The organism is Marinitoga piezophila KA3 (assembly GCF_000255135.1).
Classification (GTDB): Bacteria; Thermotogota; Thermotogae; order Petrotogales; family Petrotogaceae; genus Marinitoga; species Marinitoga piezophila.
Window position 1 is genome coordinate 1396362 of sequence record NC_016751.1, and the last position, 18765, is coordinate 1415126.

At 29.6% G+C, this 18765-nt stretch carries 14 protein-coding genes and 3 tRNA genes; 9 read left to right on the forward strand and 8 right to left on the reverse strand.

From position 1 onward, the window contains the following. Positions 1-2 precede the first annotated feature (2 nt). The 3 genes from MARPI_RS06620 to MARPI_RS06630 are packed head-to-tail and all read left to right on the forward strand — an operon-like array spanning position 3 to position 4109. The gene (locus MARPI_RS06620; RefSeq protein WP_014296821.1) at positions 3-1226 is read left to right on the forward strand and encodes a hypothetical protein; all 1224 of its coding nucleotides are present in this window, start codon (positions 3-5) and stop codon (positions 1224-1226) included. A gap of 57 nt (positions 1227-1283) precedes the next feature. Continuing rightward, on the forward strand, positions 1284-2954 hold the full coding sequence (locus MARPI_RS06625; protein WP_014296822.1) for a phosphoenolpyruvate carboxykinase (ATP): 1671 nt from the start codon (positions 1284-1286) through the stop codon (positions 2952-2954). Next, positions 2955-4109, forward strand: a complete 1155-nt coding sequence (locus tag MARPI_RS06630; protein WP_014296823.1) for an MFS transporter — start codon at positions 2955-2957, stop codon at positions 4107-4109. A 52-nt stretch (positions 4110-4161) separates the two neighbouring features. Here the strand turns inward: MARPI_RS06630 and MARPI_RS06635 are convergent, their stop codons facing one another. Beyond that, the gene (locus tag MARPI_RS06635) at positions 4162-5442 is read right to left on the reverse strand and encodes a Glu/Leu/Phe/Val family dehydrogenase (protein WP_014296824.1); all 1281 of its coding nucleotides are present in this window, start codon (positions 5440-5442) and stop codon (positions 4162-4164) included. A 365-nt stretch (positions 5443-5807) separates the two neighbouring features. Between MARPI_RS06635 and ackA the strand changes: the two genes are divergently transcribed. From ackA to MARPI_RS06650, 3 genes are all read left to right on the forward strand, one after another. After that, on the forward strand, positions 5808-7028 hold the full coding sequence (ackA, locus tag MARPI_RS06640; protein ID WP_014296825.1) for an acetate kinase: 1221 nt from the start codon (positions 5808-5810) through the stop codon (positions 7026-7028). Positions 7029-7133: 105 nt separating this feature from the next. After that, positions 7134-7817: an ABC transporter ATP-binding protein gene (locus MARPI_RS06645; protein ID WP_014296826.1), complete on the forward strand. Its 684-nt coding sequence runs from the start codon at positions 7134-7136 to the stop codon at positions 7815-7817. Between the two features lie 18 nt (positions 7818-7835). Further along, positions 7836-10523 (forward strand): ABC transporter permease, encoded by a 2688-nt coding sequence (locus MARPI_RS06650; protein ID WP_014296827.1) that lies wholly within the window; start codon positions 7836-7838, stop codon positions 10521-10523. 55 nt (positions 10524-10578) lie between these two features. On the opposite strand, the gene MARPI_RS06655 is transcribed toward MARPI_RS06650, so the two are convergent. Genes MARPI_RS06655 through MARPI_RS06665 form a run of 3 tightly spaced genes read right to left on the reverse strand, consistent with a single transcriptional unit; the run spans position 10579 to position 13062 of the window. Then, the gene (locus MARPI_RS06655) at positions 10579-11376 is read right to left on the reverse strand and encodes an ABC transporter permease subunit (protein WP_014296828.1); all 798 of its coding nucleotides are present in this window, start codon (positions 11374-11376) and stop codon (positions 10579-10581) included. Positions 11377-11387: 11 nt separating this feature from the next. Continuing rightward, a complete protein-coding gene (locus tag MARPI_RS06660) occupies positions 11388-12194 on the reverse strand; it encodes an ABC transporter permease subunit (RefSeq protein WP_014296829.1) in 807 nt (268 codons plus the stop codon). 4 nt (positions 12195-12198) lie between these two features. Continuing rightward, on the reverse strand, positions 12199-13062 hold the full coding sequence (locus tag MARPI_RS06665) for an ABC transporter ATP-binding protein (protein WP_014296830.1): 864 nt from the start codon (positions 13060-13062) through the stop codon (positions 12199-12201). Positions 13063-13333: 271 nt separating this feature from the next. Here MARPI_RS06665 and MARPI_RS06670 point away from each other — a divergent pair. The 3 genes from MARPI_RS06670 (at position 13334) to MARPI_RS06680 (ending at position 13602) form a co-directional block, all read left to right on the forward strand. Further along, a tRNA-Lys gene (locus MARPI_RS06670) sits at positions 13334-13409 on the forward strand. 19 nt (positions 13410-13428) lie between these two features. Then, positions 13429-13514 (forward strand) — tRNA-Leu (locus MARPI_RS06675). A 13-nt stretch (positions 13515-13527) separates the two neighbouring features. After that, a tRNA-Gly gene (locus MARPI_RS06680) sits at positions 13528-13602 on the forward strand. 505 nt (positions 13603-14107) lie between these two features. On the opposite strand, the gene MARPI_RS06685 is transcribed toward MARPI_RS06680, so the two are convergent. From MARPI_RS06685 to rny, 4 genes are all read right to left on the reverse strand, one after another. Then, positions 14108-14584 carry a metallophosphoesterase gene (locus MARPI_RS06685; RefSeq protein WP_014296831.1) on the reverse strand — a complete coding sequence of 159 codons (477 nt, stop codon included), beginning with the start codon at positions 14582-14584 and terminating at the stop codon, positions 14108-14110. A gap of 22 nt (positions 14585-14606) precedes the next feature. After that, the gene (gene mreB / locus MARPI_RS06690; RefSeq protein WP_014296832.1) at positions 14607-15608 is read right to left on the reverse strand and encodes a rod shape-determining protein; all 1002 of its coding nucleotides are present in this window, start codon (positions 15606-15608) and stop codon (positions 14607-14609) included. 87 nt (positions 15609-15695) lie between these two features. Beyond that, complete coding sequence (locus MARPI_RS06695) at positions 15696-17141, reverse strand: clostripain-related cysteine peptidase (protein WP_041638546.1); 1446 nt, start codon at positions 17139-17141, stop codon at positions 15696-15698. A gap of 51 nt (positions 17142-17192) precedes the next feature. After that, positions 17193-18764 (reverse strand): ribonuclease Y, encoded by a 1572-nt coding sequence (rny, locus tag MARPI_RS06700; protein WP_014296834.1) that lies wholly within the window; start codon positions 18762-18764, stop codon positions 17193-17195. Between the last annotated feature and the right edge of the window lies 1 nt (position 18765).

Here is an 18765-nt window from a genome sequence, read left to right on the forward strand (position 1 = left end):
ATATGGCTGTTTTATATGGAATCGACGGTTCATATTTTGAATTAAAACCGGGGATTATGAAAAAATTCTGGTTTTCAGATTCAATAGATGAAGATGTAGAAGAAAGGTATATATTTTCAATAAATGCAAAAACAGGGGATTATTATTGGAATCCCATGGAGTTTAGTGTGGAAATTCCTGATACCATTGATGTTGAAATTGAGTATATCCCCATGATTCTTACAATGTTCAGATTAAATAAATTCTTTAAAAATAAAATGAAAAATATGATATCTTTTGTATCAACAGATTCATTAACGCTTACTGAAAGTGTGATAAATCATGAACTATTAATATATATATTAAATGAGAGTATAGATTTTTCAGCAATATATTTAAATAAAGTTGGAAAGTATTATGAACATCACTTTATTTTTTCAAGATATGATTATCAAAGTATTTTTGATATTTCAGTAAAAGCAACGATGACAGAAATAAAGAGATTTTATAAAGCGTTAATATATGAATTTAATAAATTTAGAACAAATGTTTTGCCTGAAATAATAAATCAGGAGAATTTTCTTAAACAGATTTCTGAAAGAATTAAAGTTATTGGATATAATGAGTTAAAAAATATTGAAGATAATTCATTCCAGCTTTATAATATAAAAAATATTCAGGATTATATAGGGCTTAATGAGCCATATGAATCTCTAAGAGCTTTTTCTAATTTTATTGCTGAGATGAAAAAGGATAAGGTAAAGGTTGAAGATGAAGAAGATGATGATGTTGATATTGAAATATTTATAGACAATGAAGATGATGAGAATGAGAATTTATGGGAGATAATTGAAGAAATCGAAGAAGAAATAAAGAGTTTACTTGAAGCAGAAGAGACAAAAAGTCAATTGAGAAATGCTGATTATTCTAAATTAAATAGAGATGAAAAGATAGATGAAATTTATTCTGAAATAAAAAGAAGTTATTCTATATTTAATAATAAAATAGAAGTAAATAATCCAATAGAAAAAGAAGAAAAACTCTTAAAGAGTTTAATATTGATATATGGAATAGAGGCAATTGTTGAATTGAAGGATAGGCTTAAAGATGATTTTAAGCATATTTCGGTTGAAGAGATTCTGGATAATTATTTAAAAAATTCAGAAGAAGGCAAAATAATGGAGTATAAAAAATGGTATAAGGATGTATTAAAAAATCTTGGAAGAAATCTAAAACAAATAAAATAAACCCGTAAGGGTTTATTTTATTTGAATAATAAATTTTAAACAGGGGGTAATTAGAAAGTGGCAACTAAAAACTATTTTTCACCAGAAGAAATTAACCCACAAAATCCAGTATTTTCAAGGATCAGAACAACTATTGAAACAGCTTTTTTTAGAAACAACGTGGTAAAGGTAGATTCGCCAAAAGAAGCATATAAGCTTGCTAAAAATTCTCCCGGGACAATTATAACAGATTTAAATGTTTATAAACCTGAGTTATTGGCTCTTGATGAAGGCGCCAAGATTTTAATTTTTAATGATGGAGCTGTAACAGGTAGATATGCAGCTGGTAGAAGAATTGTTGGAGAGCCAGATGTTGATGTTGAAAAATATGCAGAAATAATTAGAGAGGCTGTATATAATACAAGATTTAGAAAAATGTATCATGCAATTTCATTTACAGGTTTACATGAAGATTTTATTATAAAAAATCATCTTTTAATTCCTGAGGGGCATGAAAATATATTATATAATTGGTTATTAAACTTACAACCATTTACAGTAGAATTCATAAAAATATATGAAAATTCCGTTGTTTTAAATGAAGGAGATGTATATATCTTTTCAGATCCAGATTGGAAACATCCAGATTTTCCTCTTGGATTATCCTTCTTTGATCCTGAACATAATTGTGCAGCAATACTTGGTATGAGATACTTTGGTGAATTTAAGAAAGGAACTTTAACATTGGGTTGGGGCATTGCAAATAGAAATGGTTACGCTTCCTGTCATGGCGGATTGAAAAAATATACTTTAAAGGATAATGAAAGTTATGTTGCAGCATTTTTTGGACTCTCAGGTTCGGGAAAATCAACATTAACTCATGCAAAGCACAATGGAAAATATGATATAACAATATTACACGATGATGCTTTTGTAATTTCAATGGCTGATGGATCATCGATATCACTTGAACCTTCATATTTTGATAAAACAGCGGATTATCCTGTAAGTTCTGAAGATAATAAATATCTTTTAACTATACAGAACTGTGGTGCAACTATAGATAATCAGGGTAGAGTAATTCCTGTTATGGAAGATATTAGAAATGGCAATGGAAGAGCTTTAAAATCAAAATTATGGTCACCCAATAGAGTATATAAAATAGATGATCCTATAAATGCTATTTTCTGGTTAATGAAGGATCCTGTATTACCACCTATTTTGAAAGTAACAGATCCTGTTCTTGCATCAACGCTTGGAGCAACTCTTGCAACAAAGAGAACATCTGCGGAGAAATTAGCTGAAGGTGTAGATCCAGATGCATTGGTATTTGAACCATATGCAAATCCATTTAGAACATATCCATTATCCGACGATTATTATAGCTTTAAAAAATTATTTGAAAAGGGAGTAGATTGCTATATTCTCAATACAGGACATTTCCTTGATAAAAAGATAACCAAGGAAGTAACCCTATCCATTATTGAAAATATTGTTGATGGAAAGGCTGAATTCAAGGAATGGGCAAATGGAATAGAGATAATGGAAATTGAAGGGTATACCCCTGATATGACAGATAAGGAATATGTGGAAAACTTTATATCTTCAATGCAGAGAAGAATAGATTTTATTAATTCAAGGGAAACAGAAAAAGGTGGAAGGGATAAATTACCTTCAGAATGTAAGGAATCAATTGAAGATATTATAAATCAATGCAGAAGAAATAAAAAGGATATATTGGAGGGATAAATGGAACCGTTAGCAATATTTATTACGTTTACTAATTTTTTTGTAAGTTTTTTTAAGTCCTATTTTAAACCATTAATTCCATTTTTTATGGAGTATTTTAATATAAATGAACCAAAAATATTTGTGATGATGGCGTCAATTTTGACGCTATCATCTTCTTTTAGCCAGATATTTTTTGGATATATTTCTGATAAATCTGAAAGAAAGTTGATATTATTGTATATATCGGTTATAGTAACCATGACACCTATCTTCTTTTTGGGATATGTCAAATCAATATGGCTATTATTTTTAATATTTTTCCTTGGGTATATGGGAAGTGCAGCACAGGAACCTTTAGGAGCAGGTATAAGTGGAACAATTGGTAAAGGGAAAAGTACTACGCTTGCAATATTTATGGTTGGTGGAACATTTGGCTATGCGCTTGGACCTGTGTTTATAACATATTTTGTTACTCATTATAATTTAAAAAATTTATTGTATATAGGATTAATAGGGATTATTTTATACACAATACTCTTTTATTTTGCTTATAATTATTTTAAATCTCATCATCATTTAAAGCCTAAAAATAAAAAAACACGATTTTTTGAGAGTTTTAAAGGTTTTAAATATATTTATCCAATATGGTTATTAACAGTGCATAGGGCATTTATCAGTATAATGTTCAGGTCATATGTACCTATAAAGTCAAGAATGCTCGGTTATGATTTAACTGTTGGAGGATTGCTTGTAACTCTTGGATTTCTTGCAGGAACATTTTCCAATTTATTAGGAGCAAAATTAGAAGAAAAAACCAATGTAAGATTTGTTAATTTATTATATTTTTCAGCGTTTTCAATACTGGTATTTTTATTTTCAACATCTACAAATATATGGGTTTTATCAATATCTTATATATTGGCAGATGCTTTTATGTTTTTAACAATGTCTGTTAATGTGCATTATGCGCAACAGTTGTTGCCAGAAAACAAGAGTTTTGCTTCTGGTGCATTAATGGGGTTTACAAGAGCTGTTGGAAATGTATTAATTACAGTATATACCTTCTTTTTTGGTAATAATGTCCCTTTTGTTTTAAATAGCTTATGGATATTTGGAATTCTGGGAATATTAATAACAATTATCTTAATTCGTCCCCAACCGGATAGTAAGTAATTAAAAAAGGCTCTTCAATTTGAAGAGCCTTTTTATTATATTTAATTTATGATCATGGATAAATTCCTCTTAATTTTGTAGCTGTAGCTACTCTTTCAATAGCAATTACATATGCAGCTGATCTCATATCTGTATTGTATTTTTCCATTGTTCTAATTGTTGACCAGAATGCATTTTTCATCTTTTTGTGTAATGCTTCTCTAACATCTTCTAATTCCCAGAAGTAGTGTTGTAATCCCTGTACCCATTCAAAGTATGATACTGTAACTCCTCCTGAGTTTGCAAGGAAGTCAGGAACAATTAATACGCCTTTTTCGTTTAATATTTCATCTGCTTCTGGTGTGATAGGTCCGTTAGCACCTTCAACGATTAATTTTGCTTTTACATCTTTTGCATTCTTTTCTGTGATTACATTTTCAATTGCAGCTGGGATTAAAATATCAACATCTAAAGTTAATAATTCGTCATTTGATATCTTTTTGAAGTTTACTTCTCCTTCGTAATCATCTAATCTTGCTTTTCTTGCTGAGATGTAATCCATAATATCTTTTATTTCTGCAGGTGTGAATCCATCTTCTTTGTAAACACCTGTTGAAGAGTCACTAAATGCAACAACTTTCATTCCTAATTCTTCAGCTGTTAATAATGCAGCGTATGAACCAACGTTACCAAAACCGTGAATAGCAACTGTTAATTGATCATTTTTCTTGTTGATTTTTCCTTTTTCTCTCATGTATTCTACAGCTTCTTCAACACATACTCTAACACCTCTACCTGTTGCTTCAGTTCTACCCATTGAACCACCAATATCAAGTGGTTTTCCTGTAACAATACCAAGAACTGAATGGCCAACATTCATTGAGTATGTGTCCATGTACCAAGCCATTATTTGTGGATTTGTGTTTACGTCTGGAGCTGGAATATCTCTGTCTTCTCCAATTATAACCTGAATTTCTGAGAAGAATCTTCTTGATAATCTTTCTAATTCACCGTCTGATAATTCCTTAGGATTTACTGTAACTCCACCTTTACCTCCACCGTAAGGAATATCAACAACTGCAGCTTTCCATGTCATCCAGAATGCTAAAGCTCTAACTTCATCAAGAGTTACATCCTGGTGATATCTAATTCCACCTTTAGCAGGTCCTCTTGCGATGTTGTGCTGTACCCTGTGTCCTGTAAATACTCTTATTGAACCGTCGTCCATTTTAACCGGGAAGTTAACTGTTAATTCCCTTTTTGGTTTTGAAAGTACTGCCTGTAAATCTGGGTCTAAATCCATTACTTTACATGCTTTATCAAATTGTTTCAATGCATTATCAAATAAGCTCATGCCTGCACCCTCCTCGGAAGATAAAATAACTTACACCTTAATTTTAAATTTTTTTCTCAAATAAAACAACCTCCATAAGACTAACTTCCAGTCGTATATTACTATTTATTATTAATTACATATAAAAATCTCGTTTGATTATATAATATGAAAAAATTTTCACGAAATTTTTTTCTCAGTATTTATTCTTAGTATTTTAATATATATGTTAAAATTGAGAGTTTATTCATTGATAAATATATATTATTAGGGAGAACGTTATATTATGATACATTACATATCTTTATTTTTATAGTTTTTTTTGATATAATCTTTATGTATATTAAGAAATCATAATATACCATTCCACAAAGGAGGATTCCAGAATGAAAGTATTGGTTATAAACTCAGGTAGTTCATCTATTAAGTATCAGCTTCTTGACATGAACACAGAAGAAGTATTATCAAAAGGTTTAGTAGAAAGAATAGGTATAAACGGGTCAAGAATCGTTCATAGGATCAATGGAGAAAAGCACATTTTGGAAGAAGAAATTCCAGATCATGAAGTTGGATTAAAAAGAGTTTTAGAATTATTAACTTCTGAAAAATACGGTGTTTTAAAGGATTTAAAAGAAATAGATGCTGTTGGTCATAGGGTAGTTCACGGTGGAGAAAGATTTGCATCTTCAGTAAAAATAACAGATGAAGTTTTAAAGACTATAGAAGCTTTATCTTTCTTAGCTCCTTTACACAATCCAGCAAATATTATGGGTATAAAATCTGCAATGAAATTATTACCAGGAGTTCCACAGGTAGGAGTATTTGATACAGCATTCCATCAAAAAATGCCAGCAAAAGCTTATTTATACGCTATTCCTTATGAATATTATGAAAAATATAAAATTAGAAGATATGGTTTCCATGGAACAAGTCATAGATATGTATCCAAAAGAGCTGCAGAAATTCTTGGAAAGCCATATAATGAATTGAAGATTATAACTGTACACGTTGGAAATGGTGCTTCAGTTGCAGCTGTAAATAAGGGTGTTTCTGTAGATACATCAATGGGTTTCACTCCGTTAGAAGGTCTTGTTATGGGAACAAGAAGTGGAGATATCGATCCAGCTATTGTTGAATTTTTAGAAAAAGAAGAAGGTTTAAGTGCCAAAGAAGTTGTTAATATCTTAAATAAGAAGAGCGGTGTTTTAGGATTAACAAAAGGATTTAGCAGTGATATGAGAGATATTGAAGATAATGCAATTGAAGGAGATCCTGTATGTAGATTGGCTTTTGATGTTTATGAATATAGAATTGCAAAGTATATTGGTGCATATGCTGCAGCAATGAATGGAGTAGACGCAATTGTATTTACAGCTGGTGTAGGTGAAAATTCACCTATTATGAGAGAAGAAATTATCGAGAATTATCTTGGTTATCTTGGAATTACTATAGATAAGGAAGCTAATAATATAAGAGGAGAAGAAAAGATTATTTCAACTCCAGATTCAAAGGTTGTTGCTATGGTTGTTCCAACAAATGAAGAATTAATGATTGCAAGAGATACAAAAGAAATTATTGAAAAAGGATTAGATGAATTAAAATTATAACGAATTTTCTTTATTAACAAGAGGGAGAGATCCCTCTTGTTATTTTTTTGAAAAAGTTTTATAATTTAATTATAAATTATAAAAGATTCTTATGAGGTGATAGATATGCTAATAAAAACTGAAAATCTTACAAAGGTATATAAAAATGAGGGTATAGAAGTTCACGCGCTTAAAGGAGTTAATTTAGAAATTGCTGAGGGCGAAATGGTTTCTATTTTAGGTCCATCAGGTTCTGGAAAATCTACACTCTTAAATTGTTTATCTGGCATTGATTCGCCTACATCAGGTAAGGTGATTATAGATGGAGTTGATATAACAACTTTAAGCGATGATAGATTAACAGAATTTAGGGCAAAATATATGGGTTTTATTTTCCAGTTTTTTAATTTAATACCGGTATTAAATGCTGTTGAGAATGTAGAGCTTCCTTTATTAATTCAGGGATATAGTGAAAAAGACGCAAGAGAAGCTGCAGAAGAAATGCTTATAGAGGTTGGATTAAAGGATAGAATGAAGAATTTTCCAAATATGCTTAGTGGCGGCGAGGCCCAAAGGGTTGCAATTGCAAGAGCTCTTGTTACAAAACCCAAAATAGTCTGGGCAGATGAACCAACAGGAGCTCTTGATACTAAAACAGGAATGAATATAATGAATTTAATACAGGAATTAAATGAAAAAAACAATCAAACTTTTGTTATTGTTACGCATGATCCAAGAATTACAGAATATACACAGAAAACATTTGAAATGGATAGTGGAATTTTAAGATTAAAATCATCTAATGATTAAAACAGGTGGTGTTTATATATGAAGAAGCATATTCTAAAGATTTCATTTAGAAATATTTTTAGGGTAAAAAAAGAGGCCTTTTTAATGATTTTAGGTTCTATGATAGGTATGGCTTTTATTATTGGGTCTTTGGGAATTAATGATTCATTTAAAAATTATATTTATAAAAGTGTGGAATTATATTTTGGAGAAATAGATGAGGTGTTGGTATCAAAAGGTACAATGGAGTATTCTGAAATAAAGCCATTTCTTTTAGAGCTGGAAGAAAAAAATTTAATTGATGGTAATATTCCCATAGTTTTTAAATTGTATTCTGTTGCTAAAAAGGGGTCTATTCGTAGATTAAAGGTGTCAGATATATATCAGGCAAGTGTTATAGGTATGGATTATAACTTATTAAAAAATTTTGGAACAGATAAAATAAATGTTCCGGAGTCATTATTAGATTTAAAGGGTTATAATGCAGTGCTAACAAAAAAACTTGCTCAAAAGCTGAAGGTGAATGTTGGTGATGAAATAGAAATAATTACCGGATCAACAGCTGCTAATTTGCTGTTTCCTAAAATTTTTAAAGTTGTTGAGATTATAGATTCCAGAGGAGTTTTAAATTATAGAGGACTTGAAGCAAATAATGGAGCAGGTACTATTTTTATTCCTCTTAAAACTATACGTTCCTTTACCGGGATACCTGAAGGAAAGTATCACCAGATACTTATTTCAAATAAAGGAGATTATATTCAGGGGAATAAATTAACAAATCAAGTAGAAAAAATATATAATGAAATGAATATAAAGGCTGATTTTATTCCTGTAAAAGATAACCAGATAAGAGCGGTGGATCAAGGAGGAGTTTCATATATTTTCCTTGCTTTAAGTTTATTTGCTATTGTTTCAGGTGGTATATTAATAATTAATATGTATTCAATGCTTGTTGCAGAGAGAAAGAAAGAACTTGGAATGTTAAGAGCAATTGGATTTAAAAGAAAGGAAATACGTTTAATAATTTTTTATGAAAGTTTATTTTATACGCTTTTGTCAATTCCATTTGGTATTTTTACAGGAATAGTTATTTCGGAATTTACCTTTTCAAAGGTTACATCACTTTTTAAATCGCTTTCTAATTTTGAGAATATAATAGGTGAAGTTCCATTATTAGATGCTTATTATATTTCGATGTATTCTATATTCATTGGTGTTATTGTGGGTGTAATAATCCCATTAACAATAACATATTTGTATTCATATTCTGTTGGAAGATTGAATATAGTAAATGCGATTAAAGATATTCCAGAAAATAAAAAAGAAAAGGGTATATTTAAATATAGACGTATAATAGGAAATATATTTGCTTTACTTTTATTTATATTTGCTCTCTATTTAAAGATAGAAAATTTTCTTTCATTGGGTATAAAGATATTTTCAATTCTTGTAGCTTCAATATTGTTTATCACTTTTAATTTAAAGCTTATAGAAAAGTTCCTTTTAAACATTATAAAATTAAAGGGTAAGTTTGTTCCAATATTAAAGATATCATTTTCCTATCCAATGAGAAATTCAAAAAGAACAGGTGCAATTATTGCATTATATAGTATGGTTATATTTATAATAACAATTTTAACAATAATTCCTTATATTCATTCTGAAAATCTTAGAAACTCTCGTGATGCATTATTTGCAGGTTTTGATGGAGTTGTTGTTGAAATGCCAACAGCAATAGTTATAAATAAATTAACAAAAGAGGATTTACAGGAACTTCCTGGAGTTAAAAATGTAGGTGAATTTTACTTCATACGCGCATTAAATAATTCAAAACAGGAATATGCACTTGTATTTGGTTCAAAGGAATTTTTTCTAAATAATAAACTTAAAATAAAAGAAACAATAGATGAATTTAAGGGATTATCAAATGAAGAGGTCTGGAATTTAGTTTATAATAATCCAGATTATGCAATTTTACCTGAGAGATTAATTGATCCGAAAAGCGGTTATGATTTTGAATTGGGTAAAGAATTTACCGGCCATATAACAAGTGCAACATTTGGTTTTGGAAAGACATCAAGTGCAACAATAACATATAAGGTTATTGGAATTACCTCTAAAATAAGTGAATCATTGGCTATGGGACCAATATTGAGTATTAAAAATCCATATCTTGAAAAGTTCAAAAAATCTGCTGTACATGGATTTTTCTTTTCTTTAGACAATCCATCATATAAAGATTCTGTGGAACAATATTTAAAAAAGAAAAATCAATTTTATATATTTGTTGATGATATAATGAATCTTGGATTAAAGGCAACTCAGGGTATGGTAGATATATTTAATTCATTTTTGTATTTTGGGTTAATGGTTGGAATTATTGGTGTTTCAATAACCATGATGAAAGCGGTAAATGAAAGAAAAAGGATTATAGGTATGCTAAAAGCTATAGGATTTACCAGAAATATGATATTTATGACCTTTTTTGTGGAAGCTACAGTAACTATAATGTTAGGGCTTTTAATTGGAATATTTTCAGGAACATTTGCAAGTTATCTTATATACTTAAAACTTTATGAAAATACAGGAATTGCATTTGCTGTGCCATATTCAAAATTACTTTATACAACGCTGATATTCTATTTAATTTCAATAATAGCAGTATATTCTCCTTCAAAGGCAGCATCGAAACTATCTCCAAATGAAGCCATGAGAGCTATTGAATAAATTAATTAAAAAGTGGAAGGATTCATCCTTCCACTTTTTATTATTATAATAACATTTAAATGGATATGTCTTTTTTTTCAAAAATATACTGCCCTGTGAATATTAAGCCAATACTAATTATTATTATAATTAGCGAATTGAATAAATAAATTTTTCCTGTTGCCACTGTAGAATTAGAAGAGATATATTTAAAAATGCTGAAATATCGTATCCAATTAATTGATTCCATTACATTTCCAAGCATATCGCCTATAAGCATAAAGACAAATATTCCCATGGTAATTGAAATAGGCATAAAATTCCTCTGATATATTACAGAAAGCATTGCTGTAATAGAACCAAAGAAAACCTCTGTTACAAAGAGATATAATGCAAAAGAAGAAAGGATTTTAACATCATATGGATAATGAACATAAATTTTAAAGAGAATTAATATACTTATCCAGAAAATCATGGCAAAAATCAGATAAATCAAGAATAGCGCATAAACTTTTTTCTGATATAACTGTTTTCTATTTATAGGTTTTATTAATATATATTCAATAGTCTTTTTTTCAAATTCATGTGCAAATATTGAAGCGGCCGTCATTATTGAAAATATTGCGGTAAATATCTCTGCCATCATCATAATTTTTACATTAAAAAATCCCTGTGGTGTAAATAAAGAATCTATATTATCCGTAAATGCTTTTAACATAAATTTTGGCATCATATTTATAAATTCCTTTAAACTCTGAGAATCATTTAATACATAATCTATAAAAGGTGCTATCATCCACGCAAATGAAATTAATACAATAGCCCATATTATTAAACTTTTAAGGGTAGAGTGTATTTCCTTTTTTATAATCATATTCTCATCTCCTACGCTAAAGAAATATCTTCTTTATTGAACCATAAAGCGGAAACTATTAATAAAACAATACTTAAGAGAATAATAAATATCCCGTTTTGATAATAAACAGTATTATTTTTTACTGTAGCAACAAGTGGAATGTATTTAAATACACTGATATAACTTAAAAAAGATAAACCTTTTATATCTTCAAGCAATGTATAACCAAAATACATAAGGAATAAAATTCCCATTGCAATGGAATTTACCAGAGACCCTTTTTTTATTGTGAAAGAAAGAAATAATGTAAAAGAAATAAAGAATATTTCAACAACATATGTATAAAAACCAAAGCCATATAATATTTCAACGTTATAATTAGAAGCAACAAAAAATTTAAACATCCATACTATCGTTACTGTGAAGATTGCAGCTATAACAGTAATATTAAAAAACATAACCAATAATTTGCTAAAAAAAATCTTAAATCTTGAATATGGTTTTATTAATAAATATTCAATTGTACCGTTATCGAATTCACCGGCAAAACTTTTTGATACAAGCATAATTGAATAAACTGCAGCAAAAATAAAAACTATGGCCATACCTTCTGAACCAAAAAAACCTTCTGGTTTCAAAAACATTTCCATATCTGATATATTAAAAGCTTTTAAAAATGTTCTGGGTATGGAATTAAAAAATCTGCTTATAACATCTGATTTTTCAGTCATTTTATCAGTAAAGGGTATATATAATCCAGAAAATAAAATAAATATAATATTCCATATAATTAACCCTTTAAAAGTATCCTTAAATTCTTTTTTTATTAATCCCATAATATCACTCCCCGTAAAAATCAAGGAATATATCTTCAAGATCCGGATTCTTAATTTCCATATCTTTAAAATCATAATTTAAAAGCACTTTTAAAAAGTCCTTAAGCTCCACTGTTTTTACATAAAAATTAATTTTTTCACTGTTTTGCTTTTCATATTTAAATCTTTTCAAATTATCATCTAATTTTATATCCCAAACAGTTATTATTTTCTTCGAAATATCCTTTAATCCTTCTATTGTTCCCGATTTTATAACCGTTCCATCCTTTATCATTGTAAATCTGTCGCATAGTTTTTCCACTTCAGATAAAATATGAGATGAAAAGAGAATAACAGCACCATTTTCTTTATGTTTTTTTATTAAAGAATAAAATCTCTGCTGGATAAGCGGGTCCAATCCGCTGGTTGGTTCATCAAGAATTAAATATTTCGGTTTATGCACAAGAGCCTGTAAAATCGCTATCTTTTTCTTATTACCAAGTGAAAGGTTTTTAATTTTTTTGTTTACATCTATATTCAGTGTTTCTATTATTTCTTTTTCATAATTAATATCAATGTTTTTATAAAATGATCTATTAAATTCAAGAAATTCCTTTACCCTCATATCGCCATAAAAATTTACCTCACCAGGAATATAACCTAAGTTCTCTTTTATTTTATCAATCTCAAAGGGAACTTTCTTATCTTCAATAAAAGCTTCTCCGCTGTCCGGGGTTAAAAATCCTGTTAGAATTCTTATTGTTGTTGTTTTACCTGCACCGTTTGGCCCTATAAGTCCCAATATTTCCCCTTCTTTAATTTCAAAATCAACCTTTTCAATACCTCTATTTTTTCCATAATACTTTTTAAGTCCATGGACCTTAATCATCTTCATGCCCCCTTTTTAACCAATATAATTTTATTTTTGATGTTTATAATTTCACAATAATTACAGCAAAAATCAGACCAACCGGTCGGTATTTATATACTACACCTTTTAGATTACACAAATTTGACAGTATGAATAAAAATTTAAAAAAGTCAATATATATCAATTCACACGGTATTTTCACAATGTTTTTCATACCTTAAACAAAAAACACTTTTCTTAACTTGACAAATTGAAAAAAATAATATATAATAATACTCGGATTGAGCGTGACCCGCTAGCTCAGGCGGTAGAGCACTTGACTTTTAATCAAGGGGCCCTGGGTTCGAGTCCCAGGCGGGTCACCAGTTTTTTATACCTGCCAACGCGCGAGTGGCGGAATTGGCAGACGCGCTGGACTTAGAATCCAGTGGGATTTACCCGTGTGGGTTCAAGTCCCACCTCGCGCACCAAATATATACTCAAGCGGAAATAGCTCAGTGGTAGAGCACCTGCTTGCCAAGCAGGGGGTCGCGGGTTCGAATCCCGTTTTCCGCTCCATACAAAAAGCTCCCAGATGGGAGCTTTTTTGTTATTACCTTATTTATTTTCTAATATTTCTTCTTTTTTATTTCTTTTCGGGAATTTTCAAGTTTTCGCTCACATTATTCTAACTATTTTCTTCTATATAAATAAAAAGATGAATGAATGCTTAAAGAGTGTTCTGTTAGATGTAATGAGAAAAAAGAAAAATAATGTGAATGAAAACTAAGAATTTCCCGCAGCGGTGATGACAGGATAGTTGGAAAAAATAAAAGCGAGTGAAGGCTCGCAGAGTGTCCAAGGTAAAATTACAAACGATTGAAAAAATAAAAGTGAATGAATACTCGCAGGTTGTAGATTATTTTTCTACTTTCAAAGATAAATTTCGAGGATCAGCAACCAAGTCGTTTGAGGGAGTTTTTATTTTTCTCAATCAACACCAATTCTATTTAATTAAAAGAAAATGATATTAAGGATATTAATTAAAGATATAAAAAATTGTGGCATAATCGCCACAATTTTTTTATATCTCCATTATATTTACTTCTCCGTCCTTTGGATCAACAAGCGCCACTGTTGCCCTTCCTGTAAGCCATCCTGAGGCTTCTCCTGGATTTACGATTACACTTTTTCCAGTTACTCGATGAACAATTTCATGCGTATGTCCAAAGAATATGAAGTCATATAACCCACTTTTTTCAGCTGCTTCAAGAGCAAAAGGTTCATGCATCATCATAATTTTTTTACCTTCAACTTCAATAATTCTTGGTCCAGGTAATATTCTGCCATTTGAACGTTCAGAAAGTAATAATTTTTCACCGTCATTATTTCCAAAAACGCCATAAAATTCTATATTTTCTTTTATTATATATGGCAGAATAAATGGTGCTACAAAATCTCCGCAATGAAATACAGCGGTTATATTTTCTCTTTCTATTATCTTTTCTATTTCTTTCATTTTATGCATGTTATCATGTGTATCAGAGACTACCAACCACATATCCTCACCCCTTATATTTTCATTAAATTACAGCAACCTTTGATAATAATTCCGGATTTTCAAGTAGTATACCTGCCCCTCTTGCAACACATAGTTGAGGTTCTTCAGCTACATTTGTGGTAACACCTGTTTTTTCTTCAAATAATTGAGCTAAACCTCTTAATTTGGCAACACCACCTGCTAAATATATTCCATTTTTTAATATATCTGCTGATAATTCTGGAGGAGTAATTTCTAAGACATTTTTTGTTTTTTGAATTATATCATTTAAAACATCTTCTATGGCTTCGTATATATCATCGGAGTTTATAACTCTTGAAGATGGCATACCTGTAGCCAGATCCTGTCCTCTTACTTCTAATTCAAGTGTTTCAATATCTCTGTGTGCTTTACCTATTTCTTTTTTTAGATATTCTGCTGTGGATTCGCCAATTAAGAATTTGTATTTTCTTTTTACATATTTTATTATTTCCTGATCCATTATTTCTCCTGCGAATTTTATTGATTCCGAAACAACGCTACCGCTAAGACTGATTACTGCTATATCGGTTGTTCCGCCGCCAATATCAACTATTAAATGTCCATTTGGCTTGGTAATATCCAATCCAATTCCAATTGCAGCAATAATAGGTTCTAAAACAAGATAAGCTTTGTTTGCTCCAACTTTTTCTGCAGCATCTTTTACAGCTCTTCTTTCAACGTCTGTAGTACGTGCTGGAATACCTATAACGAGGTTTGGTTTAGAAGGGAAAAAACCTGTTTTAGCCTGTTTTATAAAATATCTTAATAACTGTTCAATTAATGATGGATATGCAATTACTCCATCCTGCATAGGTCTTATTATTTCAATACCATATGGTGTTTTACCAACCATTGCTTTTACTTCACTGCCAAAACCGGTAATGGTATTTGTTAATTTGTCAACAGCCACTACTGAAGGTTCATTTATTATAACTCCTTCATTTTTTTTGTATACTATAAATGTTGCTGTACCAAGGTCTATTCCTAAATCATGTTTTGCCATGTTTTTTTCCTCCTGCATTTTTATCTTTTCTTATATTATATTCTTTTTCCACATATGATATTATATCATATTTAAAGGGTTATATTGTTAATCTGCGTTTTCCAGAATAATAGCTTTCCATGTTGTTTCTATCCAGTTTTTATAGTTGGTGTAGAAATCCAGAGCTTTATAATCATCATAAAGGCTTTTATTAAATATATCTTCAAACATCATTCCTATTCCACTGTAATTATTCAATATATTTCCATTTATTTTTACAATAGAATTTATAATAGCATTATTTATATAATTTGATAAAGTTTCATTATCTATTTTAAGTTTAATAATATCAATCATGTCTGTTGGTTCTGAAACATATGCACTGTCGGAGTTTTTATATAAGAATTGTGTATCGGATATGTTGTTTGTATATTCCAATTTGTCCCATATATTTTTAAATTCATTTAGATTTACTGCGCTCAGTGATATGTATTTTAATGGATATATTGAGGAATAATAATATCTGTAGTTTTCTATTAAATTATATAATAGTGAATATTCCAGATTATTTAAATCTAAATCATGAAAAAAATTATAATAAAATCCAAATGCTGCAATAGAATATACAGAACCCACGAAATAATCGGTTAAATCTCTAAATTCATACATAATTTCCAGACTCATCATATTACATGCATCAAAAAGAAGCATGTTTATTTTTTGATTATAGGTGTTTTTGTATTTTTTTAGTACATTTTGTATGTTTTTGATTTTAAGATATGAACCATTATCATCAACAATTAATTTTGGTTTTATTGCTTCATTTTTTAATGTTTTTGATTCATCTTTCCATCCATTTCCGTGATCCCATATGTCAAGTATTTTTATTATATTAGAATCTTTTATGGTAAAATCATTTATAAATTTATATAGAGTATCTTCTGATGCTGAAGATAATTCTTTTTCATATCCAAAATTTTCTGTTGAAAATTTCAGTTCTTTGTAACCATTAAAATTGGTTATGAAAAGGAAATAATCATCTATATTTTGTCTGTCTGCTAATATTATGGTTACAATTGGAGTTGTAGATTTTTTTATGGAATTTCTAATTTCATTAATATCATAATTGAAGAAATAATCGAGATTATTTGTTAGCGGATCTTTGTAATCTTCTGAATTGCCTATATAGTCAAGATTGTTATCAGCTCCACCGTAAAGGAGAAAAACTATTTTTGGTTTTATCACATTTATATTATTGATATAATGTCTATTTGATTCACTTTCATAGAATTCCACTTTAATATTGCTATTGACTATATATGGAAGCTTTAAAGAAAGGATTGGATTTCCTTCATATTTGTATATTAATTTTCCATTTGAATCATAAATATAGATTTTTTCTATTTTTCTTGTAAAAGTGAGACTTAAAGGATATCCAGCAATATACTCTTTTTCTGTTAGCGGAGAATCTTTCTGGAAAAAAACGCATGAGTTTAATGTAAGTAATAATAATATATATATAAGAATATTTGTTATCTGGGGTTTGTATTTCAAAATTAACACCTCTAATCTATTAAATGGCGGCAAAAATTGCCGCCATTTAATTTATGATGCGTAGGATACGCTTCTTTTTTCTCGAATAACAGTAACTTTTATAACTCCAGGATATTCCATTGTTTCTTCGATTTTAGCTGAAATATCCCTTGCAAGTTTATCTGCAAGAGCATCATCAATTTTATCAGGTTGAACAATAACTCTTAGTTCTCTACCAGCCTGAATAGCATAAGCTTTATCCACATGTCTAAATTCTTTTGCAATTTCTTCTAGTTGTTCAATTCTTCTAATATAGTTTTCAAGTGTTTCTCTTCTTGCACCTGGTCTTGCAGCTGATACAGCGTCTGCAGCACCAACAATTACAGCTTCAGGTGTCATAGGATCAACTTCATTGTGGTGATATTGTATTGCATTAACTACTTCTAATTTTTCATTATATCTCTTTGCGATCTGGCCACCTACTATAGCATGTGACCCTTCAACTTCGTGGTCTATTGCTTTTCCTATATCGTGCAACAATGCTGCTCTTTTAGCTAATTCAACATTAAGTCCCAATTCTGCTGCCATTAATCCTGCGAAGTTTGCAACTTCAATTGAGTGTTCAAGAACATCCTGACCATAACTTGTTCTGAATTTTAATCTTCCCAAAAGTTTTACCAATTCTGGATGTAATGGTTTAATGCCAACTCTCATTACAGCTTCTTTACCAGCTTCTTTTATTATATCTTCCAATTCTTTCTTTGTTTTTTCATATACTTCTTCAATTCTTGCTGGATGAATTCTTCCATCTACAACAAGTGCTTCAAGCGTTCTTTTTGCTATTTCTCTTCTTAATGGATTAAATCCTGATATTACAACTACTTCTGGTGTATCATCAATAATTAAATCACAGCCTGTCATTTTTTCAAATGCCCTTATATTTCTACCTTCTCTACCTATAATTCTACCTTTCATATCATCGGTTGGTAATGAAACTGTAGATGTTGTAATTTCAGATGTTACATCGGAAGCGTATCTTTGAACTGCTATGCTAACTACCCACTGAGCATGTTTCTTTGCATCTTCTTCATATTCTTCTTTCATTGCCTTATATGTTTGAGCAAGTTCTAATTCATATTTTTCTTTTGCTTCATTAAGCACCTTTTCTCTTGCTTCTTCCATTGTTAAATTCGCTATTTCATATAATTTTGTTTCAAGTTCTTCCTTTAGCTTTGAGATTTCTTCTTTTTCTGAGTCTAATCTATTTTTTAATTCTTCAAGGTTTTGCTCTTTTCTGTCAATCATTTCTTCTCTTCTGATTAAACGCTCTTCCATTGATTTTAATTCTTCTTTTTCTAATTTTATTTCTCTGTTGAATTCTTCTTTCATTTTTTGAATTTCTTCTTTACTTTCAATGAGAGCTGATTTTACTATGTTGTCTGCTTCTTTTTGTGCATTTCTTATTATTTCATCTTTTTCTCTCTTAGCTATTTCAATTTCCATTTTTAACTGTTCTTTTTCAGATTTTAATTTTTCAAGAAACTCTTTATTTCCTTTTTCTAAACCTTTTGTCATACCTGTTTTATATGCTACAAATACCAAAATTACCAATATAACGATTAACGTATATAACAACGTTACCATA